The following is a 24643-nucleotide window of genomic DNA, read 5'->3' as shown; positions in this document are numbered from 1 at the left end:
ATCGGTATTCAGAATTTTGAAAGCCTTCGTCAGGATGGCTATTTTTATATTGATAAAACGGCATTGATGTATCAAATGGTAAAAACCGGGCGTTATTACTTTTTGAGTCGTCCGCGCCGCTTCGGAAAGAGTCTGCTCGTCTCCACCTTAGAGGCCTACTTTCAAGGAAAGAAAGAACTATTTGAAGGGTTGGCTGTGGAAAAACTGGAAAAAGACTGGATAAAATATCCTATATTGCATCTGGATTTTAATATCGAGAAATATGACACGTCCGAAAGGCTGGATAATATATTAAATTATAATCTGGAATATTGGGAAAGACAATATGGAACCCGCCCATCCGAAACTTCCTTTTCTCTACGTTTTGCCGGTATCATTCAGCGTGCCTGTGAGAAAATAGGACAGCGAGTGGTTATTCTGGTTGATGAATATGATAAGCCCATATTGCAAACCATCGGTAATGAGGAATTGCAAAGACAATTCCGGGATATTTTGCAACCTTTTTATGGAGCATTGAAAACAAAGGATAGTTATATCAAGTTTGCATTCCTGACAGGTGTGACAAAGTTTGGTAAAGTCTGTCTTAGTGAATTGAATAATCTGGATGATATATCCATGTGGAATGAGTATGTCGAAATCTGTGGCATTAGCGAGCGTGAAATCCACAACAATTTGGAAACAGAGCTTCATGAATTTGCTGCTGCGCGCGGAATAACGTATGATAAACTTTGTGAAGAGTTGAGAGAGTGCTATGACGGTTACCATTTTACGCACAATTCTATTGGTATGTACAATCCGTTCAGTTTGCTTAATGCTTTCAAACGTAAGGATTTCGGCAGTTATTGGTTTGAAACAGGCACGCCTACTTATCTGGTGAAATTGCTGCAAAAACATCATTATGACTTGGAGCGGATGACGCATGAAGAAACCGACGCCCAAGTATTGAATAGCATAGACTCTGAATCTACTAATCCCATTCCGGTGATTTATCAGAGTGGTTATCTCACTATTAAAGGGTATGATGAAGAATTTGGAATGTATCGGTTAGGTTTCCCGAATCGTGAAGTAGAAGAAGGATTTGTCCGTTTCCTGCTTCCTTATTATGCGAATGTAAATAAGGTAGAATCTCCGTTTGAAATTCAGAAATTTGTTCGTGAAGTACGTTCCGGCGATTACAGCTCTTTCTTCCGTCGTTTACAAAGTTTCTTTGCTGATACCACCTACGAAGTGATTCGCGATCAGGAATTGCATTACGAGAACGTGCTTTTCATTGTTTTTAAACTAGTCGGCTTCTATACCAAAGTGGAATATCATACAAGTGAAGGGCGCATCGACCTTGTCTTGCAGACAGACAATTTCATCTATATCATGGAATTTAAACTGAACGGTACGGCAGAAGAAGCATTGCAGCAGATAAATGACAAGCATTACGCTCTTCCTTTCGAGATGGATGAACGGAAGCTCTTTAAAATAGGAGTAAATTTCAGTGCGGAAACCCGTAATATTGAAAAATGGATAGTTGAAGAAAATAGATAAAACAAAAAGGCGACTCGTTTTGACCGGGCCGCCTTTTCTGTCTATTTGATTTCGATTTCTTCCTTCATATCGATTTCCTCTCCATGTGTATCATAGAACACATATTGCAGAAATGCGAGTTTTTGACTTGGAATAATCTTGATACCGAATCCGTATTTCATCTGCCACTTCCGTTTCAGGGAAACGAGTCCCTGATTGATATAAGAGGCAACATACGGATGGACGTGTAACGAGAATTTCTTAACCTTCAGTTTATTGACCAGGTAATCAATTTTACTCTCCAAAGTGTCCGTAAAAAGAATGGACGACTTGATTGTGCCTTTGCCGAAGCAAGTAGGGCAGGTTTCGGTCGTGTTGACGTCCATTGCCGGACGCACACGTTGGCGTGTAATCTGCATTAGCCCGAATTTGCTAAGCGGCAGAATATTATGCCGTGCCCTGTCTTTCTGCATATTGGCACACATTCGTTCATAAAGCTTCTGACGGTTTTCGGCTTCATTCATATCGATGAAGTCTACGACAATGATACCACCCATATCTCTTAATCGTAATTGGCGGGCCAGCTCGTCGGCGGCTCCCAGGTTTACTTCGAGTGCGTTACCTTCCTGCCCGTTGGCATTCTTGGTGCGGTTACCGCTGTTCACGTCTACTACGTGAAGCGCCTCAGTGTGCTCAATAATCAGATAGGCACCACTCTTGTAAGAGATTGTTTTACCAAACGATGATTTAATCTGCTTGGTGATACCGAAATTGTCGTAAATGGGAAGTTGACCTTTGTATAGTTTCACGATATTAGCCCGGTCGGGCGCAATCAGTGATACATAGTCTTTAATTTCATTGTACACAGCCTCGTCGTTGACGTGAATATTCTCAAAAGAAGGGTTGAAGAGGTCGCGCAACAAACCTACGGCGCGGCTGGTTTCTTCATAAATCAACGTCGGATACTTGGTGGCTTTTTGTACTTTTACCATCGCATCTTCCCAATGCTTAACCAGGACTTTAAGCTCTCCGTCGAGTTCGGCTACGCGTTTGCCTTCGGCTACCGTGCGGACGATGACACCGAAGTTTTTCGGCTTGATGCTCATCAGCAATTGTTTCAGGCGGGCGCGTTCTTCGCTCGATTTAATTTTTTGTGAAACAGAAACCTTGTCATTAAAAGGGATCAGTACGAGATAGCGTCCGGCAAACGAAATTTCGGACGTCAGTCGCGGTCCCTTAGTGGAGATCGGTTCCTTAACGATTTGCACCACTACTTCTTGTCCTACCTTGAGGGTGTTGGATACTGTTCCATCCTTGTCAAGATCGGGAAGCAGGGTTGCTTTGCTGATGGAGGTCAGCTTCTTTTTGTCGCTTAAAGTCTGCTTTACAAACTTTTCGAGTGAGTTAAATTGAGGACCCAAGTCCAGATAATGAAGGAAAGCGTCTTTCTCGTAACCAACGTCTACAAAGCATGCATTCAGTCCGGGCATCAATTTCTTGATACGTCCCAAATACATATTGCCCACAGAGAAAGAAATATTTCTTCCTTCGCTTTGAAGTTCCACCAGGCTCTTATCTTCGAGAAGGGCGATGGAGACCTCTTTGGGCTGTACGTCAACTACTAGTTCACTTGTCACTGTTTTGTTTCCTTATTATTGATTGAATCTCATTTATATGAACAACTTTTTTGACAAATTGTTCATTTTGGGTTAGCTACTTAAACAAAGAACAAACTTGAAAGACATTAGCTTCGCAAGTTTGTTCTTTATTTCTGTGTGATCCAGACTTAAAAATTATTTTTTGCTTTTATGTCTGTTCTTTCTTAGTCTTTTTTTACGCTTGTGCGTAGACATTTTATGTCTTTTTTTCTTTTTTCCGCTTGGCATAGCTTCACATTTTATGGGTTAATACTCTTGTTTATTATTTCTTTACTGAAATTGTAAATGTCTTAGCCGGTTTGAAAGCCGGAATGTTGTGCTCCGGAATAATGATCGTAGTATTTTTAGAAATGTTACGAGCAGTCTTTTGTGCTCTTTTCTTTACTACGAAACTACCAAACCCACGCAAGTATACGTTCTCATCGTTAGACAATGAATCCTTTACTGCATCCATAAATGCCTCAACTGTTGTAAGAACTGTCTGCTTATCAATTCCAGTTTTCTTTGTAATCTCGTTTACAATATCTGCTTTAGTCATTTTTCCTTAAAAAAAATATTATTACTATGTTATTGCTAATTTTTTGGACTGCAAATATATAGCTTTTTAAGCTCCTAAAAAAATATATTCTGCACATTTTTCTAAAAAAATAGTGGCATAGGGTTTTCTTAGAACCAAAAGAGTTACTTTTGTGTGCCTTTTGGATAGGATAGGCAAGATAAATGTTAGATAATACACTAGGAACGAGGATATGAACGAGTTTACTAAAACGATTGTAGAGTGGTATAAAGAGAATAAACGTGAACTGCCCTGGAGGGAGTCTGCCGATCCGTATCTGATCTGGATTTCGGAGATCATTCTTCAACAGACGCGGGTGGCGCAGGGGTATGATTATTTTCTTCGTTTTATCAAACGTTTTCCCGATGTGCGGACTTTAGCCGCTGCGGAGGAGGATGAAGTGATGAAATACTGGCAAGGACTGGGATATTACTCACGTGCCCGCAATCTTCATGCCGCCGCCAAAAGCATGAATGGGGTTTTCCCGGAAACGTATCCGGAAGTGCTGGCTCTGAAAGGAGTGGGGGAGTATACAGCGGCAGCGATCTGTTCGTTTGCTTACGGTATGCCTTATGCGGTAGTGGACGGTAATGTGTACCGGGTGCTTTCCCGTTATTTCGGCATCGATACTCCGATTGATTCGACAGAAGGAAAAAAGCTCTTTGCAGCATTGGCGGATGAGATGCTGGATAAGAAGCATCCGGCTGTTTACAATCAGGGAATAATGGATTTCGGGGCGATTCAGTGCACTCCGCAGTCGCCTGATTGTTTGTTCTGTCCGTTGGTGGGCAGTTGCTCGGCACTTTCGAAAGGCTTGGTGGCAAAACTTCCGGTGAAGCAACACAAAACAAAGACAACGAACCGTTACTTTAATTATATTTATGTACGTGCGGGCGCGTATACCTTTATAAATAAACGGACGGGCAATGATATTTGGAAAAATCTGTTCGAACTGCCCTTGATAGAAACTCCGACGGCTCTTTCGGAAGAAGATTTTTTGACTTTACCGGAATTTCGTGCACTCTTTGCGCCGGGGGAAGTACCGGTGGTACGTTCGGTTTGCAGGGAGGTGAAGCATGTATTGTCTCACCGGGTTATCTATGCTAATCTATATGAAGTGACCTTGTCTGAAAATTTGACTTCTTTCAGTGATTTCCTGAAAATAAGGGTGGACGAACTGGAGCAATACGCTGTTTCTAAATTAGTACAAGACTTGCTACAAGCATTAGAATAAGCATTAGAATAAGTATTAAGTAATAAGTATTGAGTATTACCCATGCAGTTTATGGCGCAGCCTAATACTTAATACTTAAAACTTAATACTTGATTTTATACTTAAAATCTTGCATCCTATTGTTATTCTGTTTAATTTTGGCAGCAGATTTAATTTTAAGAATCATAAACTTGATACAGATATGTCAGTAAATAGAGTGATATTGATAGGAAACGTAGGACAAGATCCTCGGGTAAAATACTTCGATACAGGTTCGGCAGTAGCAACTTTCCCGTTGGCTACAACGGATCGTGGATATACGTTGGCTAATGGAACCCAGATTCCCGAAAGAACAGAGTGGCATAATATCGTTGCATCCAACCGTTTGGCGGAGATTGTGGATAAGTATGTGCACAAAGGTGACAAACTGTATCTGGAAGGAAAGATAAGAACACGTTCTTATAGCGACCAGTCGGGTGCTATGCGCTATATCACCGAAATTTATGTGGATAATATGGAAATGCTGTCTCCGAAAGGAGCCAATCCGGGTGCGGGAGCTTCTGCTACTGGACAACCGGCTACGGGGCAACAGCAACAACCGGTTGCCGGCCAGTCGCAACAAGCGCAGCAGTCGCAGGCACAACCCGCACAAGATAATCCGACAGATGATTTGCCGTTCTAGATAATGTGATAGTGTGCCAATAGGTTTTCGCGAGCTTCTTGGCACATTATCTTTTGTTTAATTAAAATATAGACTCTTTGGACTCAGATGGTTATTTAAGCCAATTGGCTGACATTTTCAACGGTATTACCGTAAACACTCCTTCTATCTCTGCTATTATTGCCATAGTATTGGCAGGTGTACTCCTGCTTGCTTCCGGCTTTGCTTCGGCTTCCGAAATAGCTTTTTTCTCACTTACTCCTTCCGACCGGAATGATATTGATGAACAGAATCATCCTTCCGACGAAAAAATAAGTGCCCTGTTGGGGGATTCAGAACGCCTCCTGGCAACGATATTGATTACGAACAACTTTGTGAATGTAACCATTATCATGCTCTGCAACTTCTTCTTTATGAATGTATTTGTTTTTCATTCTCCATTGGCAGAGTTCTTGATACTGACCGTCATCCTGACTTTCCTATTGTTGTTGTTCGGTGAAATCATGCCGAAAATCTATTCAGCACAGAAGACTTTGGCTTTTTGCCGTTTTTCGGCACCGGGGATTTACTTCCTGGAAAAACTGTTCCGTCCGATAGCTACTGTGCTTGTACGTTCAACCACTTTTCTGAATAAACATTTTGTAAAGAAGAGCCACAATATTTCTGTCGATGAATTGTCGCACGCATTGGAGCTGACAGATAAAGCGGAACTCTCTGAAGAGAATAATATCTTGGAGGGTATTATCCGTTTCGGCGGTGAAACTGTGAAGGAGGTGATGACATCACGTCTGGATATGGTCGATCTGGATATCCGTACCTCTTTCAAGGAGGTGATGCAATGTATCATTGAAAATGCTTATTCGCGTATTCCTATCTATTCCGGTTCGCGGGATAATATCAAGGGGGTATTGTATATTAAAGACTTGCTGCCTCATGTCAACAAGGGGGATAATTTCCGTTGGCAGTCATTGATCCGTCCGGCTTATTTTGTGCCGGAAACAAAGATGATTGATGATCTGTTACGTGACTTTCAGGCGAATAAAATTCATATTGCCATTGTTGTGGATGAGTTTGGAGGAACTTCCGGACTGGTGACGATGGAGGATATTATCGAAGAGATTGTAGGTGAGATTCATGATGAATATGATGATGAAGAACGTACATACGTTGTCTTGAATGACCATACTTGGATATTTGAAGCGAAGACGCAGTTGACGGATTTCTATAAGATTGCGAAAGTAGACGAAGACGAGTTTGAAAAGGTGGTGGGAGATGCGGATACATTGGCGGGTATGCTGCTCGAAATTAAAGGTGAATTCCCGGCATTGCATGAGAAAGTGACTTATCACCATTATGAGTTTGAAGTGCTCGAAATGGATAGTCGTCGTATCCTGAAAGTGAAGTTTACAATTCTGCCGAAGGATATGGAAGGCTCGGTAGAGAAGGAATAATCTTGGAATCATAATTTTGAAAGCATAATCAAGCAAACGTAAGATGGCGTTATTTCTGCAACATAAGACGGATGATATACAGTGGGCTGTCTGGAAGATGGAAGAGTCTTTGGATGCTCTGTTGGCTCTTTTGCCGGATGCGCGAAGAGTGTTCTGTGAACAGGAATTGAATCGTTTTGTCTCCGAACGGCGTAAGATGGAATGGTTGTCCGTTCGTGTTTTGTTGTATGCCATGTTGCAGGAGGATAAGGAAATCGGTTATTCTCCCGAAGGAAAACCGTATCTGACGGATCATTCTTTTTTCATCAGTATTTCTCATACGAAAGGTTATGTAGCTGTGATGCTTGCTTCTTTCACTCCGGCAGGCATTGATATTGAGCAATATGCTCAACGCGTTCACAAGGTATCTGATAGGTATATCCGTTCTGATGAACAAACGGAACCTTATCAGGGAGATATGACTTGGGGACTGTTATTGCATTGGTCGGCAAAAGAAGCTGTTTTTAAGCGGATGGAAAACGCTGACGCTGACCTTCGTAAACTCCGTTTGACGCATTTTATTCCTCAAGAGCAAGGAACGTTTCAGGTTCAGGAGTTGGCGACGGAGCAGCAGGAACTTTACTCTGTCGGTTATCGTATCTGCCCGGACTTTGTACTGACATGGACATTGAGTTGAATGGGGGAGGAAATGAAGTGCCTCTACCTGTTTCTCTTTTCTTTGTAATGTGTGATGTCTTGACATAATAAATAAACCCCGAAAGTTTTTGTATGACTTTCGGGGTTCACTTTATATTCGGACGCCCTCATGATTTTATGAACTCACGGCTTTTCAGACAGGTTCTTTTATGGTTGGTTTACTTCTCTTTTTTGTTAAGTCGGTAGCTCAATGCTCCTGACGGACATTTACTGATTTGTGTAATTAATTCTTCCGTTGTCGCATTTTCTATTTGCACCCAGGGTCTTTCTTTAGGATGATAGACATTGGGTAGCATCTTTACACATATTCCGGCATGCTGGCATAATTCCGGTTTCCATACAATGGTCAGTTCACCATTGGTGTATTCTATTTTCTTTTCCATATCTGTATTTATTTAATATGAATACCACGCATTACAATGCGCTTCCATTCCGGATGTTTGTGAATATATCCGGCTACAAACGGGCAAAGCGGTACCAGGCGTAAACCTTGTCGTTCAATGTCTGTCAGTGCTTTTTCTGCAAGTTGTGATCCTACTCCCTTGCCGCCTAATGAGGCGGGTACTTCTGTATGTACAAGGTATATTTCTCCATTGTTTGATTTGATATAGTCTATTTCGGCTATTTTGCCATCGATCTGAAATTCATATCGATGTTTTTCTTCGTTGTCTATTAATTTATAATCTTCTGCCATAATTTTACGTATTAAGTTCGATTATAATATAAACACTTGGGAAACACTTTTGTTTTATGCAAACAATTATTCTTGTTAATGGAGAAAGTATTGCCCGTTCATACTGGCACTGGTCTTTTCAATCCCTTTCTATTACTTCTTCAACTGATATTTGTTATTTTTTCTAAGTTTATAATCTTTCCAATTGAACTGTGAAATGTCTCATTAAAGGCGCTTCCCAGGCGATACGCACTCCGTGAGTGATGCTTTCTCTACGTTCATATACATTTTTGAGAGCAGCGGCTATTACATTCATATGATTGTCTGTATATACTCTGCGGGGAATGGCGAGGCGGAGTAAATCAAGACCGTTAAAACGATTTTCATGAGTTATCGGATCACGGTCGGCAAGGATATAACCGATCTCGCATCCACGGATACCGGCTTCCAAATAAAGTTCTATGGTCAGCGTCTGTGCCGGGAATTCTTCTTTGGGAACGTGCGTCAGTACTTTAGGTGTATCAATGAAGATGGCGTGGCCTCCGGCCGGTCGTTGGTAAGGGATTCCGTATTCATCCAGTTTCTTTGCAAGGTATTCCACCTGCTTGATACGTGTTTCGAGATTGTCGAATTCGGTGTTTTCATCCAAGCCGATGGTAAGAGCGTTCATGTCCCGTCCGTTCATTCCTCCATAGGTGAGATAGCCTTCGTATTGTACGCAGAAACCTTTTGCGCCTTCATACCAGTCTGAACGTCGTGTGGCGATAAATCCACCCATATTGACGATTCCGTCTTTCTTGGCACTCATTGTCATGCCATCGGCTAGAGAGAACATTTCCCGTGTGATTTCTTTGATGGTTTTGTCTTGATAGCCTTCTTCGCGCATTTTGATAAAATAGGCGTTTTCAGCAAAGCGTGCAGAGTCGAAAAGTACGGGTTTGCCGTATTTGTCAGCAATGGCACGTACTTCATGCAGGTTTTGCATGGATACGGGTTGTCCTCCGGCTGTATTGTTGGTGATGGTTACGATGATAAAAGGAATTCGTTCTGCATATTCTGTTAAGGCTTTCTGCAATTTATCTGGGTCTACATTTCCTTTGAACGGGATTTCCAGTTGGGTATGTTTTGCTGCATCGATAGTGCAGTCTAATGCGGTGGCATGGCGTCCTTCGATGTGTCCTTTGGTGGTGTCAAAATGTGAGTTTCCGGGTACAATGTCTCCTTCATGCACGAGATAAGAGAAAAGCACATTTTCTGCGGCACGTCCTTGATGGGTCGGTATGATATATTCAAATCCTGTCAGTTTCGTAATCATCTCTTTCAACTTAAAGAAAGAGGTTGCTCCGGCGTAACTTTCATCGCCTAGCATCATTCCTGCCCATTGACGGTCGCTCATCGCTCCGGTTCCGGAATCGGTGATGAGATCGATATAAACTTGTTCTGATTTGAGTTGAAAGACATTATAATGTGCTTCTTTAATCCATTGCTCGCGTTCTTCACGTGTGCTTTTCCGGATGGGTTCTACCATCTTTATTTTCCATGATTCAGCAAAAGGTAATTCCATTGTCGTAGATTTAATAGTTTTGAACGACGAATGTAGCTAAAATTTGTGTGATTAACAAATATATAGTGTCTTTTTGTTAGTGAGAGTTATTGGGTTTACTTCTCTATGGGCTGGTAATATATCAAAATGTAGTGAGTAGATAGAAAGAGAGCCGGATTTCTTAAAAGAATATCCGGCCCTTTAAAATTATGCGGTCGATTGATGTTTAATCTCAACCAATCAAACAAGTTGGTTATTTAGTCTTCAATAGTGATACCGTCAAGACAGAAATAGGTTGGGGTCATTGCACCCCATTGGTCTTCTTTGGTGGTCTTGATATTGAATTTCAATCCCTCTGTTTCGCCTAATGAAGTTAGGTCTACCCATTTCCATGTAGTTACAAATTGGGTTCCTTCACCTAAAGTGCACTCTACACTTTGAGTTTTATCCATATTATAGATGATGATTTTGAAAGAATCTGTATTTCCAAATTTATCTTTTCCTTCGAATATAGAACTACCTTCCTTCATACTATTGTAAGCATAGACACAGTTTGTTAAATATAGTCCTTTTACTCTATAGGATTCCAATTTGTTTGAATTGTCGTGGTCTCTGAAACGGATTGCAGCTTCTTTATCAGAATTCTTTCCAATTTTATATCCGGCAGCTCCCACGATAACGTATGTATTATTGATTACTCCTTTTTTAGTGATAGCGCGATAATCATAAGTTGCGAAGTCTGGGCAATCTTTTTCTGTACAATTTGTAAATGCAAAACTATCTGAATAGAAACCGTATGTTGAAGATACACAGTCAAATTCAAAGATACCACTAGCGTCAGTTAATAGATTATATTTGTAGTTAGTTGTCCCCCAGTCGCTACTAACAGACCATGAATCATCCGGATTTTCTTGATCGCCCATATCAAGTGTATGAGTTTCGTAATTGGGCAGGCTAAGCACGTATGTTTTTGTATCGTCATCATCGCTACAGCCACAAAATACAAATACTGATAACAGTAATAATAAAGATAATTTCTTCATGTTCTTTTCTGATTTTAGTTATTAATTAATTATTGATTATTTCTTGAAATGTAAGTTCTCAATGGTGGTAACTTCGGTTGATATTTCACCCATTTGTCCTGCATCCTGATTGACTGCGGTCATAATCTTCACGAAGTCGATTTGATCCAAGTCTACCGGACTGCCATTACTATCCACAGCCCAATCTATCTTGAAATTACTTCCTTCCTTGCTGTTAGGATGGTTGTCTGCATATCCCCACGGATAGCAATATCCTACCCATAATCCGTTTTCCGGGACGGCATTATCTTTTAGACGTGTTCCCTGGAATGTGATTTCATCACTTTCTATCCAAAGTGGATAATATGATTCTTGGTTATGGAAACTGTTGCGGAAGATATATCCTTCGTTGCCTTGATTGTCTTTCCAAAAAACTTTTAGGTTGGCTGGATTCGGGCGGTGATAGGTTATCTCATATCCGCGTGTTTCTGTGTCTTTCCCGTATTCGCTTCCTTTCAATTCATACCACTCATCGTCAGGCTTTCCATTGCCATTTACATCTTTAGATACAAATACGATTCCCGGTTCTGCACTTCCGCCCAATGCTCCTGTTCCGGTTTTGGAGTTATAGTAAGCATTGCCTTTTATCTTGAAGTCATACTCTCCTGTTACATTCGGAATGGATTGTGGGAATCCTAAAACAATGTAACCACCGAATCCTCCCAATGTAAGGAGTGATTTTTGCTGAATTCTGCGGGTTGCTTCTTCTAGTATATCATCATAAGTAAAGCCCTCCTTATATGCTGAAGTGGTAGTGTTGATAAACTGTCCGGGAGCAGGGCGATATTCCCATACTTTATTGGCGAAGGCCAGAGGATTTTCCTTATCATCATCGTTGTCATCAATATCGCTTTGTGAGGCTTTGTCACTGAATGCAATAGTATTCGGATTAAGTCCGATGTTGTTCAGACGGAACATGAGTTGTCCTTGTTGGTTGAAACAAAGTAAGTCTCCATAGGTGGTGTAATCACGGGCTTCGGTGATATATACATTGTTGCTGTAAGGATTGATATTGATGCTGTATGGCGTTTTTATCACTGTTCCGTCAGTTATGAAATTCTCACGGATTGTCTCTTCTGTTTTCAGATTGAACATCTTGATAGAAGAGGTCTGTGTGTTATAATTGTAATTGTATAGATAGGCAATCTCTCCATCGATGGCAAAGTTTTGTACTTTCTCGTTAGATTGAGTGACTTTGTTTGTCCGGCAGTCTATCTTGACGAAGTTATAATCGCCGGCTTCTACATCTTCGCCACGGGTGGCTACATAAACGGTTTCGTCCGGACCTGCTACTATTTTACCGGGATTCGGGCCTACTGTTAGTTTGCTACTTTCTTTAAATGTGGCAATATCGACAACAGATACCGTGTTGTCTACACCCAGTCCTGATGAATAGTCCAACCCGCCGGAATTGGAAATATACAACTTTTCGTTTTGTACACAAATACCGTCGGGGTTGCGTCCCACTGATGTGATAGCTTCTATGGATAGGGAGGTTGTGTCTATACGTGCAACGGTTCCATCGTATGAACATACGTATGCCTTTTCTTTGTGAAAAGCGATGTAGCGTGGTTGACGGGAACTTCCGTTTTCTGTCAACATCTGAATCTGTTTCAATGAGCTTCCCGTACGAAAGTCTATCACTTCTACCGTACTGGAGATATTGACTATCACATATATCTTGCTTCCGTAGATGGCCATGTCATTGGCTGTGTCTCCTAATCCCCGGCGGTTGACTGCTTTGAAATAGTCACGAACCATTTGCTGGTTGCCGAAAGAAAAACGTGCCAGCGAGCTATTGTTCTGATTGAACAGTCCTTCGCATAATACATATAGTTCGGCGGTACCCGTTTCTGTCGGATCGCCTATAATGCCTGATGTGAAGGGTTTGTCCTCCATATCATCACATGCCACGAATAAGATTATGGATGACAGCCAGCACGAGAATATATATATTAGTTTCCTTTTCACGTCAATATCTTACTTTATAATAGTTAATATCTTATTCTTATTGTCGCCCTTACGGATCGTCCGGGCATTGGGAAATATTTCACAATCTCGTAATTCTTATCCATCAGGTTCAATACTTCCACGCTGAAAGAGGTAGTGATTTTTCTGATCTGAAAGTCACGGTTTGCAGAAATGCTGTGGTCGCTATAACTATCCAATCGGTTTTCGGCAATGTTTTGTCCTAATGCATAGCGTTTTCCGGAAAAAAGGAATGAATAAGACAGATTGATCCACGGTGTTTCGACGCCTGCCTGTCCCGAAGCGGAGACGCGGGGAGTGTAGGCTATTTGATGTTTGTATGTCGATTCATACGTGTTCGGATCGGGCGGGGTGACATCTAATGCTCGTTGGTATGTGTAGTTACCCGAGAGGTTGATGCGTATTTTATCCCAAGGTTGGAGGGACAGGCTTCCTGTGGCATCAATGCCTTTGATGTCAACTTCACCCAGATTCTTCATGCTCCATACGGCAAGGTTTTTGGTAGGGTAGGCGATAATTTTATCTGTCACTTTGTTATAATAGGCGTCAACGGTTACTGACAGATAGGGTAGGAACGGGCATACATTTTTATTGTATGTCAGTCCGATGTTGTATTGTTTGGCCTTTTCCGGCTTTAGTTGGGTGTTGCCTACTTCTTCGTAATATAAGTCGTTGAAACTTGCCAGACGGAAAATGTCTTTATAGAAGAAGCGGATGCGGAATTCTTCATGCTGGAAAGGTTTGAAAGCGGCACTTACATAAGGGGTTAGCTTACGGTGATTGCCGGCACTACCGCCTTTTTTCACATCTTCATTGATAACGGTTGCCAATGCGGATGCGGAGATTGTTAACCAGTCATTTACGTATTTTCCGGCGAATGCTGTTAGCCATGAGTAACGTGTGGGGTGTACAAAGTTGGCTAGATCGGCGTTCATGGTGTTGATGCTTCCATCTGTGGAAAGTGAGAAAGAGAGGTTGCTCAACAGTCTGTATAGTACAGAAGCGGAAAGGTAATATTCCTGCTGGTAATAGCTGTTTTCTGTTTTCTTTAAAGAGTTCTTGGTATCGGGGTCCAGATAACGTTGATAGCTCCAATTCCACTTGGCAGAGGTTTGGAACACCCATTGCCGGCTGAATTCTTTCTTGTATTGACTTTGTATGAATGTGTTTTTATCCCACAAGTGTTGTGTGGAATGGTCGTTATAGAAGGTTGTAGCTTTGGGTAGTCCCCGGGAGGACTGAAAGTAGTAGGCTTTCAACCGCCATTGTTCTTTATCGGAGAAGTTGCCGTAAAGTCCGGCTTCGGCACGGAATGTCTGTACGTCTGTATTCTTTCGTTTTTCACGTGAGGACAGGTCTTCTGCCGCATTTCCATAATGTAGTGTGTACGGATAATGTCCGTCGGAGGACATCCATTCGCCATTGGCTGACATGCTCCATGTCTTATTGATTTGTTGCTCCAGTAGCAGGGAGGGATTGATTAATCCCCAGGAGCCGGTTTTGAAAGCTCCGGCTATATTGGTCTTTTTGCCTTTGGTGAATAGTGGCGTGAGTGTCTGTATATTCAATATGCCTGCTGACGCGAAGAAGCGGGCAGGTTGGAAGATGTTATCGCTTTGCCCGTTGTTTAGAGAAAGGCGGTCTACGTTGTCGAGCGAGAAACGCCCGATATCTATTTGTCCGGTTTGGCAGTCGGTCAGGGTGATCCCGTCATAACCGACAGCGGTATGTTGGGCTCCCAGGCTTCGTATGGATACTGTTTTCAGTCCGCCGATACCTCCGTAATCTTTTACGGTTACTCCGGCAAAGTGTTTCACCGCGTCGGAGACTTGCAGGGCGTGCAGGTTTTTCAGGGCGTCTTTGGAGAAGACTTGCAGGGGAGCGGTTGAGCGTACTTCGCGAGTCTGGTAGATATCTGATACTGTTATTTCGGGAATAGAATATGTATGTGTCGTATCTACCTTTTGCTGTTGTGCAAAAAGTGGTATGGATAAGAATTGGCAGCTGAATGCTGCAAAGATCACTTTATTAAATGTTCTTTTCTTCATTTATTCCTTTTTCAGTCTGTTACTGTTTAAAAGTGTCCGGGCGAAATCCCTTCGACCGGACACGCATAAATAAACTTGGCAGAGTTTATCCGTTTTAACACACTTTCTCTGAATCAGAGTGATGAATGAAATGATAGACGACTTGTCCGGTTCATTAGACTCAACGCTTTTTCCTCGAAAGCAGTGAAACTTATTTGCATGGTAGGTCTTCTGACTTATTCCTGTTACAAACGCCTTCCCGGATTGGTCTCCAGTGGCAATGAGTGAATTGCTTGTAACTTGTATGGAACTTACAGCAGCGGGACTGTTCAGGACTTGCACCTGATTCCCTTTTAATTGCTTCCCCCGCGTGGGAGTCGCAAACCAATGCGCGACAAAGATAGGGAGTTTATTTGTTTTTTCCAAAGAGATGTTCTTTTTCTTTCGTCTTGATACGAAAGAGAAAGAACCAAAAAGAAAGAATCAAGGCTGCGTTTTTTCAGCTACTCCGGTGCTTCCTTCGGCTAAAGGGCAGAAACTCGCTACGCTCAAACAGTCTGCCCTTTTTGACGCCGAAGAAAACACCTGCGCTTGACGCTGAAAAAACGAGGCCGGGAGACCATGCGGCGTGGGCGGTGTGGCATGGGCACGTGTGTGGGCGGCGTGGGGGCTTATTGTTCGCCTTTCATTAGCAGGTATTCTTCGATGGTTTGCGCGGGAGCATCTTTCAGAAGTACTGTCTTATCCTTGTTTAGAAGGTAGAGGGTAGGGATGGCTTTCAAGTCATACAGTTGTTGTTCCTTGATAGCAAAGGTCTTATCATATCCGTTAACCCATTCTTTTGGGAATTCATTTAGGTGTTTTCGCCATTCGTCCAACTCTTCGTCGGGATAAATGGAGAGGACTGTTAGTCTCTTTTGTTCCAGAAGTTGATTGATGATAGGGGCGTTTTTTAATGCTTCGATTGTCTCCGTGCAGGCATGGCATCCCGGGTTATTGATAAATAATAAGGTATAGTCCGATTTTTGTTGATAAAGAGAACCCTGTGCGCCGGAAGCTAATGTATAGTTAAAATTCAGTGCTTTGGTTCCGATACGGTTTTTCTGAGCCAGTTCGCGACGGGCTTTGGGACGTACCTTTTCTATTTCTTCCAGTACGGGAGAAGCCAATATGGCATCCAGTACAGGGATATAAAACTCTTCGTTACGCATCGGGGAGTTAGGGTCGTACAGATATTTGTCTGCCAAGTCGGTGATGTAAGTGAATACTTTCTTATTCACATTTGTCCGTTCGATTGTTTTCTGCATAGCTTGCTGTGCAGTTTCCAATGGAACATGGTTCAGTATATCACAATAGTCCGCCCAAGCTTGTTCGGTTACTTCGGGATGATGGACATAATTGGTATCGGCAAAGTTTACGTTATCCCAATAGTGCTTTACTAGGAAATCTGCCCGTAGCTCGGGTGCTGTCAGCATTGGCGGGATGGCAGGTAGCGTAAAGGAGGTGATGGTATCTTTGGGAGCTTCTTTGGAGTTTTGGCTGGATGCATTCCCGCTTTTGCAAGCGCAAAGCAGTAGAATACAGAAGACTGGGATAAGATTTATATTTGTTCTCATAACTTGCTGAATTGTTTTCAATTTACTATCGGTGAGCAAAGATAAAAAAACTATGTGTGAAAATGTACTGTTTTAATGAAAATGCTATATTTGTGTCGGCAAACAAACATACAATGCATATCTATGATTAAATCCACCTACATATTCTTCGTTTTTTTTATGCTGACGGCTGTGTGGAGTTGCAACCGACCTTCTGACATGCAGCGGGAACATCCTGCCGTTTCTCCCACGTTCTATGCCAACAGTCTTTGTACATTGGGGCGTGGTATCCGCTTGATTAAGGAGGAGAAGGAAAGGCTGGCTTTCCCGCCGCTAGATTCCGTGTTCCGGCTTCCGGTGGACGATGTGCTCACTACCGAAGAATTGCGCCGTTTATCTTCCGAATCTCTCCGCCGGTTAATGATATACTTCAATCTGATGATGAACTTTGAGTCCGGCTATCAGTATTTTGATTCGTTGGAGCGGGCGAAACACCCTGTTGTCTCCCGTTATTGCCGCAGGGAACTGTGGGTGGTAAAGGCGCAGATGCTTATGGCGCTCGACCGCCATGCGGAGGCGGTGGACTATCTCAACCGAGCGATGGCACTGAAAGATGAGAACAACGACCCGTTGAGCGAGATATTTTGTACAGCTACGGCAGGCATCACTTATATGGGTGTCGACACTATCAGCACTCGTGCCGAGTCCGCTTTGCGTAGAGCCTGCCGAGTGGCAGAACGCTCGGGCCTAAGCAACTATTGGCTTTATCCGCAAGCTATCGGGCGGCTTGCCGATATATACCTTCAGCAGGGGAAGTATGAAGAAAGTATCTCCCTCTGTCGTGAAGCTATCCGTCTATGTGAGAAGTCGGGCAGCTATCACGGCAAGCTGGTGGCGGCGGAGATTCTGACGGAAGCCTACCGCCTGCTCGGGCTCTATGATGAAGCGTTTCGCTATTGTGCCGTAGGAACGGGCGAGCCGGCACGTGCCGAAGTTGACAATAACTTGATAGGTCGTTTCTTCATTGCGAAGGCGGAGATACACAACAATCTGAATCGCCCCGACTCCGCACTCCTGGTTCTTGCGCAGGCCGACAGTTGCTTTGACCGGACGAAGAACGACTACTATCATTTGATGGTGCAGATAGATCGGATGTATTATCTTGCCGCCTTTCCCGACTCTGTGAATGTGGCTTTGAGAGGCTTTGCCGCACTTGAAGGTAAAGTTCCCCGTCATCGCCTGCCATATTATGACTATTATTACGGTGCCACCCTTGTCCGCGTCGGTAAATGGTTGGAGGCAATCCCCCTGCTTCGGAAATCTATTGGCGAGTTGAAAGATATATCCGAGCTTCACCCTGCTTCGGAAGCGGCGGAATTGTTAATGGAAGGCTATCGCCACACGGGGCGGGCGGTGGATATGCTTACTGTCTTTCCCGAATATCGGATGATGAGAGATTCGGTGACCCGCAAAGACAAGATACGCCAGTTGGCATCGGCAAATATCCGTTTCGAAACACAGAAGAAAGAACAGGAGAATCGTCTGCTGACTGCCGAAGTCCGTCTTCAGGATACCCTGTTGCATGTGTATTTCATAGCCGGAGTGTGTACATTGCTACTTGTCTTTTTTATAGCCGGCTGGATGGTGATGCGCCACCGCAATCTGCGGCTCCGGTGGCAGCTCGAGGCGCAGGAACATGAGCGGGCTGACGAACGGTTGCGTGATCAGGAAAGCAGGCTTCACGAACTGATAGCCGCCCGTCAGGACTTGTACGAACGCAACCGTTCCCTTATCCGCCAGCTTTCTGATATCCAGGCGCGCCACCGCAACACGTGCGAACTTGACAGCGTGATGGAAAGCCTGCAATCCCACTTGCTCACCCGTAAGGAAGAAGAGGATTTCCGTAACGCCTTTTTGTCCGTCTACCCGTCGGCGCTGCTGCATCTTCGTGAAGCCTGTCCGGCGGTGACACGTAGCGAGGAACTGTTTTGTATGTTGGTTCTGCTCAAGCAATCCAACGAAGAACTGGCGCGGACGCTCGGCATCAGCGTGGCAAGTGTGTCCAAAACCCGATACCGCATCCGTGTGAAGCTTGGTCTGCCCGAAGGTTCGGACACTGATGCGGAAATCCGTCACATTATGGTAGGGGAAGATTTATAGAATCGGTTCTTTCAGTCATTCAGCAATATTAACCCGGAACTTTCATCATTAAACAAAAAATGTCTATCTTTGTTGTCAATATACACAACCAATACATTAATAATGGGAAGATTTATTAATCCCTTTACCGACTATGGCTTTAAGTTTTTATTCGGCAGAGAGGTAGAAAAGGAGTTATTAATCGACTTCTTGAACGATTTGCTCTCTGGAGAGCACGTGATTACCGACATCCAGTTCCTTAACAACGAACAGCAGCCGGAAGTAAAAACAGAACGGGGGATTATCTATGATATCTACTGTATGACTGACACAGGTGAACGGATAATCGTAGAAATGCAGAATCGTGAGCAACCTTACTTTAAAGATCGTGCTCTCTTCTACCTCTCTCGTGCGATTACGCAACAAGCTAAAAGCGGTCCTTGGGACTTCCGGTTGGATGCTGTATACGGAGTGTTTTTTATGAACTTTGTGATTGACAAGGACATGCCTGCGAAGATAAGGACTGATGTAATCCTTTCCGACCGGGATACAGGACAGCTTTTCAATAACAAGTTTCGGCAGATTTTTATCGAACTGCCTAACTTTGACAAAGAAGAGGATGAGTGTAGTAACGATTTTGAACGATGGATTTATGTATTAAAGCATATGGATACACTTGATAGAATGCCTTTCAAGGCACGTAAAGCCGTTTTTGAACGACTTGAGAAGATGGCCTCCAAAGCGAATATGACTCCGGAGGAAAGAGCTCAATATGAGAAGGAATGGAAAGTTTATAACGATTATTTCAATACGTTGGACTTTGCCGAACAGAAAGGTATGTTGAGAGGAAAAGAATCGTCCGCCCGTATGATGAAATCCAAAGGTTTGGCTATCGATTTAATTTCAGAATGTACGGGACTCACTGCTGAAGAAATTGAGGCATTGTGAAAAAATAGATAACAAACAGTAAGGGCGGCTCGTTAAAAAACGGGTCGCCCTTACTGTTTGTATGCGCCAAGCCTTTTCCTGACAGCCTCTTCTCTATTTTGTCCATGAATCTGTCCATTCCCATTTTGTCCTTCGTCGGGCTGAAATAATTATTTTTGCCCCGGCGAATAAAAGTTTAGCCTATATTGTTTGCTGTTTTTCGGCTTTTCTTTATCTTTGTCACTGCCCTTGTGAGAGAGGGCGTGATTTTTAGATAACGGAAAGCGTTTGAAGAATATCATCTTCGTCAATCAAACTTCGCACCTTTGACTTGTCACCGTGAAGATGAATGCAACAAATGCTCACGTTCCATTGTTTATATGGATGCCTGTTTGCGCCCCCACTTCCCCCTCCGTCCGGAGAGGGGAGGGGGACGATACACAAGCTTTATATACGCCAATGGCGTGAGTGTTCTGTTGCTTATCTACGGTATGGGCAGTGCGAAGGCCCCGATTGACGGATAAGCATACGGACACTTACGCCTTTCTTGTATATAAATTTTTGTAATCTTATGTTACAGGTATGAGAATGAAAAACAAACAAAACGTAGCGTGGAGTACATTCCGTTACTTCGTACTGGCATTTTTGCTATGTCTATCGGTTGTTCCCTTGCGCGGTCAGCCGGATGCTGCCGTCCTTTCCTCACCTTCGGCAGACAGCCTGATTATTTTCAGCTATCCTTCACGTATCCGGATGTTCAAGACGGAATATGCGGACAACCGACTGTCGTTGCGGAAGTTGAAGAAACGGCTGCACACCTTTCGTAAACGTCAGGACACCCTCTACGTGCAGAGCTATTCCGGCAGTTGGGACGATGAAAAGTCGAATCTGCGCGCCGCCTACTGGCGTGCCAACAATCTGAAAGGCTATCTTATCGACCACTACGGACTGCGCGAGCGGCATTTCCGGACACTCAACCACCCGTTGGCTCATCCCTTGTGGGGAGAAGTCGTCGTGGTAGGTTGCCGAGGTTTCCAAGATTGCCAAAGCGAGATTCCGCAAAACCGGCAAGAGCCTGCAAGTGCGGCGAGGCGACAGGAACAACAGGAAGCCCTTCCGGTTGCCTTGCAGGGAGACAAAGAGCCTGTTGACTCTTCCGCCGTGGCTGCCACGGCTGTTGTGCCGGATGCAGCTACTGCACCTGTTGCACCCGATGCAGCTACTGCTCTTTCTACTTCGGTTGCTTCTTCTGCTTCAGTTACTCCTTCTTCTTCCACCGCTTCCACCTCTACAGCTACCTCGCCTTCACTTCCCGCCAACGGTCGTTACCTTGGCGTGAAAACCAACCTTGCCGCTTGGGCGGGTACGATTATGAACGTGGCGGCGGAAGTGCAGGTCGGCAAGCATCTTTCCGTAGAGTTGCCGATATTGTGGTGTCCGTGGCACATCAGCAACAAACACACCGTGAAGACCTTCACCCTGCAACCCGAAGCCCGTTACTGGCTCTCGAAGCCCGGCTCGGGACATTTCTTCGGTCTTCATGCCCACGTAGGCTGGTTCAATGTGAAGTGGAATCGCGACCGTTATCAAGACGCCGACCGTCCATTGCTGGGCGCGGGCGTCAGCTATGGTTATCTGTTGCCGCTCGGCGGACATTGGGCGGGAGAATTTACCCTCGGTGCAGGCTATGCCAACATGAAGTACGACACCTATTATAATATAGACAACGGCGCACGGATAGACACACGGACGAAGAACTACTGGGGCATCACCCGCATGGGGCTTTCTATCGTCTATCGCTTCAACCTTAAAAAGTAACGGCTTATGAAACAGAAATATGCTATAGGATTTATCACCTTCATGTTGGCAACCGTCCTTGCCGCTTGTGTACACGACTATCCCACGATGACACCGGACGGTGAGGAAGGCATCGACCCCACGCTTGTAGAGGTCAGTACCGAAGTGACCCTCGACCTCGAACTCCTACCACTGGAAATCATCACCAACAAGGCACACCGCGGAATCACAAAAGCCCGTGCCGGAGAACAAACGGATTACCGCCGCCGCTTCATCATCGAAGCATGGCGCGACGGCAAACCGGCAGCCCGGCAAGTGACCGTCATGGACAATGCCGAACGAGAAGCCAGCGACGGGAAAATAACGCTGCCCATCCGGCTGAAACTGCACGCCGTGGAATACACCCTCGCCGTATGGACGGACTACGTCGTAGCAGGCACGGACACCGACTTCTATTATAATACGGAGAATTTGCAATATATTGCCTGCACCGACCCCTACATAGGTTACACCGACTATCGTGATTGCCTTTACGGAACCGTCGCCCTCGACCTGCGCCCGTATCGGGAGGAATGGAACGCCAAAGTACAAGTCAAAGTGGATATGGTGCGACCGCTGGCAAAATACGAACTGATAGCCACCGATGTAAAGGAATTCCTATGCAAGACCCGGCGGCAACGTAACGGTGAGGGAGACGACGCCTATACAATCACCTTTGCCTACGGTTTCTACCTTCCCACGGTGTTCAACGTACTGACCGGACGCCCTGCCGACTCGCGTACGGGCGTACAGTACACCGTGCCGCTCATTGTACCCGACGATGGAAGCGAGGAGTGCACCATAGGTACGGATTTCGTGTTTGTGAACGGTGCGGAATCGTTTGTCAAACTCACGATGGAGATACAAGATAGCCGCGGCAACGTCATCAGCCGTACCACGGGACTGGAAGTGCCCTACAGACGGGGACACCTTACCACCGTCCGTGCCCATTTCCTCACCAACGAGATGCAGGGAGGCGTGGACATCGACCCCGGATTTGAAGGAGACATTGACGTAGACCTCGATGGTCTGTTACATTGATACAACGAGTGAATTACCAATAAGTTAAAAATCAAAATGCTAAGAACATGAAAAAGTATCATCTTTACCTTTGGATTATCGCTCTTATAGGGATGATAACCTCTTGCAGCCAGAACGAAACCGATACGTTGCAAAATGCGAATAATAAAATGGTGAGTATTACCGCATCGCTGCCCGTCGACTTTGTGCAGCCAAATCCGCAAAGCCGTGCAGCTCTGCCCGAGGCTCCCGACGACCAGTATAAACTGCGCTGCATTCTCGAAATATGGGACGAGGAACTGACCACGCTGAAAGTCCGTAAGGAAGTATGCCCGGCTGCCGGAGCCGAAAAAATCGACTTCACATTCGAACTTGATAACGGAGAGTATCATGCGTTGCTTTGGGCGGACTATGTAGGTAAAAACGCAGTTGCCCAGGCTACCGCCATTGCCGGATTATCCGATGTACAACATTACGCCGATAGATGGTACGAGACAAACAATGCCACCGGACTGAAAGAGGTAAGGGTGATGGCGATGGATGTTAAGTTTGAAAAGCAGGATGCTTTCTTTGCCGCCAAGCCGTTCACCAAAGAAGCGACGGCACTGAAAGATTTGGCAGCCACCCTTACCCGTGCGGTCGCCAAACTGACCATTGCGGAGAAGAGTACAACGAACTTCGCTTACTGCAAATCGGTGGAGTTTAAATACAATGTACTCACTACACTAGACGTTTCTACCGGTATTGTTTCGGGGACAGCGTCTTTCGCAAATGTTTACGGATCAGGAAACGCCGGCTTCGGCGAAGACATCACCATCAACGATATCCCCTGTAAAGTGCTTTTCTCCAACTACATCCTTGCCAATACCGACGGTACTATGCCGGAGATCAGTCTGGAATTTGCGGCAACGGCCGAATCCGGCAAAGTGCTGAACAAGGTCACCATCCCTGCCGGAATACCCATCAAGCGCAACCATCGCATCAATGCCGCCGGTACCCTCATCTTGGCGCAGGACGCTCCGTCCAAGGCCGTAAACATGACTGTAGATATCGACAGCGAGTGGGAGACAACGGACGTAGAACATAACATCGACCCGATATGGGACGGTAAGTACCCCACTTCCGTAGAAGAAGCCAAAGCGTGGATGGGCACAGAATCTTCCGGAGCTAACGCCAGCAGTGGCCGTGACCACGTATTCACCATCACCGCTGCCCGCCAGCTCGCTGCCCTGCATTATTTGATGAGTAACAATGTGGAAATGAACGTAACAAACGAGTCCTACCAGTGTGCCACCTACAAGCTGGCAACAGATATCGACCTGAACGGAAAGGATTGGACTCCGATAGGATATGATCGTGTTATATCTAACTTTTACGGTGTTTTTGACGGTCAGGGCCATACTGTACGGGGAATGAACGCAACGGGTGATAATGTAAGCAGCAGTGGATTTTTTGCACGAGCCTCCGGCAGAAATACTATAATAAAGCATCTGAACATTAAAGGACGGGTTACTCCGGGGGTGACCAGTAATTGGGATATGGTAAATTGTGGAGGCATAGTTGGACGCATGTACAATGGTACTTGTATTGCCTTTTGTAGCTTCGAGGGCACGATTTCCGCTACACATCCTAATAATGGAACAGTTCACGGCGGAGGCATTGCCGGACTAGTGGGAATCTCCGGTTCAGCCGGAAAAATCATCTCCTGCTACAGTGTGGTTACCGAAATGAGCCTTACCGGAACAGCTATCAAAGGCGGTATCGCCGGATATACTTATAATGACACCACAATACAAGGCTGCTACTGGCAGGAACTGGCGGGTATCAGGGATGACTCTCCTTGCGGTACAATCGAAAACGGAGGCGGCATCAACGTAGGATACAACGGTCATTTCACCGATGCCGTCGGGGCAAATGATTATGATGTCATCAATGCGATGAACACATACGTCGCCGATTACGACTACCAATGGCAAGCCGGCACGAACGGCAGTTATCCGGTGCTGGTGAAGAAAACAGTCAACTAAGCCTTGTGCTTCGCATTACCCTTGCAAGGTGCACA

19 protein-coding genes and 1 riboswitch are annotated in these 24643 nt (G+C 44.7%); of the genes, 10 read left to right on the top strand and 9 right to left on the bottom strand.

Features of this window, described 5'->3' with window-relative positions; translation table 11 throughout:
* Positions 1-1536 (top strand): ATP-binding protein (locus KFO40_RS10500; RefSeq protein WP_211146333.1); only part of this gene is annotated, 1536 nt, incomplete at its 5' end.
* A 41-nt stretch (positions 1537-1577) separates the two neighbouring features.
* Here the strand turns inward: KFO40_RS10500 and KFO40_RS10495 are convergent.
* A complete protein-coding gene (locus tag KFO40_RS10495) occupies positions 1578-3152 on the bottom strand; it encodes a ribonuclease E/G (RefSeq protein WP_211146332.1) in 1575 nt (524 codons plus the stop codon).
* Between the two features lie 283 nt (positions 3153-3435).
* A complete protein-coding gene (locus KFO40_RS10490) occupies positions 3436-3711 on the bottom strand; it encodes an HU family DNA-binding protein (protein WP_004300646.1) in 276 nt (91 codons plus the stop codon).
* Between the two features lie 211 nt (positions 3712-3922).
* Between KFO40_RS10490 and mutY the strand changes: the two genes are divergently transcribed.
* From mutY to KFO40_RS10470, 4 genes are all read left to right on the top strand, one after another.
* Positions 3923-4963, top strand: a complete 1041-nt coding sequence (gene mutY / locus KFO40_RS10485) for an A/G-specific adenine glycosylase (protein ID WP_008644690.1) — start codon at positions 3923-3925, stop codon at positions 4961-4963.
* 181 nt (positions 4964-5144) lie between these two features.
* Positions 5145-5624 (top strand): single-stranded DNA-binding protein, encoded by a 480-nt coding sequence (locus KFO40_RS10480; protein ID WP_008025720.1) that lies wholly within the window; start codon positions 5145-5147, stop codon positions 5622-5624.
* A gap of 77 nt (positions 5625-5701) precedes the next feature.
* Entirely contained in the window at positions 5702-7054 is a 1353-nt protein-coding gene (locus tag KFO40_RS10475; RefSeq protein WP_008644692.1) for a gliding motility-associated protein GldE, read from the top strand.
* A gap of 43 nt (positions 7055-7097) precedes the next feature.
* Positions 7098-7730, top strand: a complete 633-nt coding sequence (locus KFO40_RS10470; protein WP_211146331.1) for a 4'-phosphopantetheinyl transferase superfamily protein — start codon at positions 7098-7100, stop codon at positions 7728-7730.
* 178 nt (positions 7731-7908) lie between these two features.
* On the opposite strand, the gene KFO40_RS10465 is transcribed toward KFO40_RS10470, so the two are convergent.
* From KFO40_RS10465 to KFO40_RS10435, 7 genes are all read right to left on the bottom strand, one after another.
* On the bottom strand, positions 7909-8133 hold the full coding sequence (locus tag KFO40_RS10465) for a (4Fe-4S)-binding protein (protein WP_087321934.1): 225 nt from the start codon (positions 8131-8133) through the stop codon (positions 7909-7911).
* Positions 8134-8141: 8 nt separating this feature from the next.
* The gene (locus tag KFO40_RS10460; protein ID WP_004316210.1) at positions 8142-8444 is read right to left on the bottom strand and encodes a GNAT family N-acetyltransferase; all 303 of its coding nucleotides are present in this window, start codon (positions 8442-8444) and stop codon (positions 8142-8144) included.
* 169 nt (positions 8445-8613) lie between these two features.
* Positions 8614-9987 carry a tryptophanase gene (locus tag KFO40_RS10455; RefSeq protein WP_211146330.1) on the bottom strand — a complete coding sequence of 458 codons (1374 nt, stop codon included), beginning with the start codon at positions 9985-9987 and terminating at the stop codon, positions 8614-8616.
* 236 nt (positions 9988-10223) lie between these two features.
* Positions 10224-11009, bottom strand: coding sequence for a DUF4465 domain-containing protein (locus KFO40_RS10450; protein WP_004316212.1), 786 nt, complete (start codon positions 11007-11009; stop codon positions 10224-10226).
* A gap of 36 nt (positions 11010-11045) precedes the next feature.
* Complete coding sequence (locus tag KFO40_RS10445; RefSeq protein WP_117683679.1) at positions 11046-13019, bottom strand: YncE family protein; 1974 nt, start codon at positions 13017-13019, stop codon at positions 11046-11048.
* Positions 13020-13042: 23 nt separating this feature from the next.
* The gene (locus KFO40_RS10440) at positions 13043-15085 is read right to left on the bottom strand and encodes a TonB-dependent receptor plug domain-containing protein (protein WP_211146329.1); all 2043 of its coding nucleotides are present in this window, start codon (positions 15083-15085) and stop codon (positions 13043-13045) included.
* Between the two features lie 182 nt (positions 15086-15267).
* Positions 15268-15468: riboswitch (cobalamin riboswitch) on the bottom strand.
* Positions 15469-15735: 267 nt separating this feature from the next.
* Positions 15736-16680, bottom strand: coding sequence for a DUF5106 domain-containing protein (locus tag KFO40_RS10435; protein ID WP_120144299.1), 945 nt, complete (start codon positions 16678-16680; stop codon positions 15736-15738).
* Between the two features lie 75 nt (positions 16681-16755).
* On the opposite strand from KFO40_RS10435, the gene KFO40_RS10430 reads away from it, so the two are divergent.
* The 5 genes from KFO40_RS10430 (at position 16756) to KFO40_RS10410 (ending at position 24608) form a co-directional block, all read left to right on the top strand.
* Positions 16756-18819: a tetratricopeptide repeat protein gene (locus tag KFO40_RS10430; protein ID WP_211146328.1), complete on the top strand. Its 2064-nt coding sequence runs from the start codon at positions 16756-16758 to the stop codon at positions 18817-18819.
* A 102-nt stretch (positions 18820-18921) separates the two neighbouring features.
* On the top strand, positions 18922-19746 hold the full coding sequence (locus tag KFO40_RS10425) for an Rpn family recombination-promoting nuclease/putative transposase (RefSeq protein ID WP_004314849.1): 825 nt from the start codon (positions 18922-18924) through the stop codon (positions 19744-19746).
* 561 nt (positions 19747-20307) lie between these two features.
* Positions 20308-21543, top strand: a complete 1236-nt coding sequence (locus tag KFO40_RS10420; protein ID WP_211146327.1) for a DUF3575 domain-containing protein — start codon at positions 20308-20310, stop codon at positions 21541-21543.
* A 6-nt stretch (positions 21544-21549) separates the two neighbouring features.
* The gene (locus KFO40_RS10415) at positions 21550-22602 is read left to right on the top strand and encodes a DUF6562 domain-containing protein (protein WP_087318763.1); all 1053 of its coding nucleotides are present in this window, start codon (positions 21550-21552) and stop codon (positions 22600-22602) included.
* Between the two features lie 47 nt (positions 22603-22649).
* Entirely contained in the window at positions 22650-24608 is a 1959-nt protein-coding gene (locus tag KFO40_RS10410; protein ID WP_211146326.1) for a DUF6562 domain-containing protein, read from the top strand.
* The last annotated feature ends 35 nt before the right edge of the window (positions 24609-24643 follow it).

Source organism: Bacteroides sp. 1001302B_160321_D4 (genome assembly GCF_015667765.1).
In the GTDB taxonomy this organism is placed as follows: Bacteria; Bacteroidota; Bacteroidia; order Bacteroidales; family Bacteroidaceae; genus Bacteroides; species Bacteroides xylanisolvens.
Note: the sequence above shows the minus strand (reverse complement) of the source record. Positions and strands in the feature narration are given on the sequence as shown.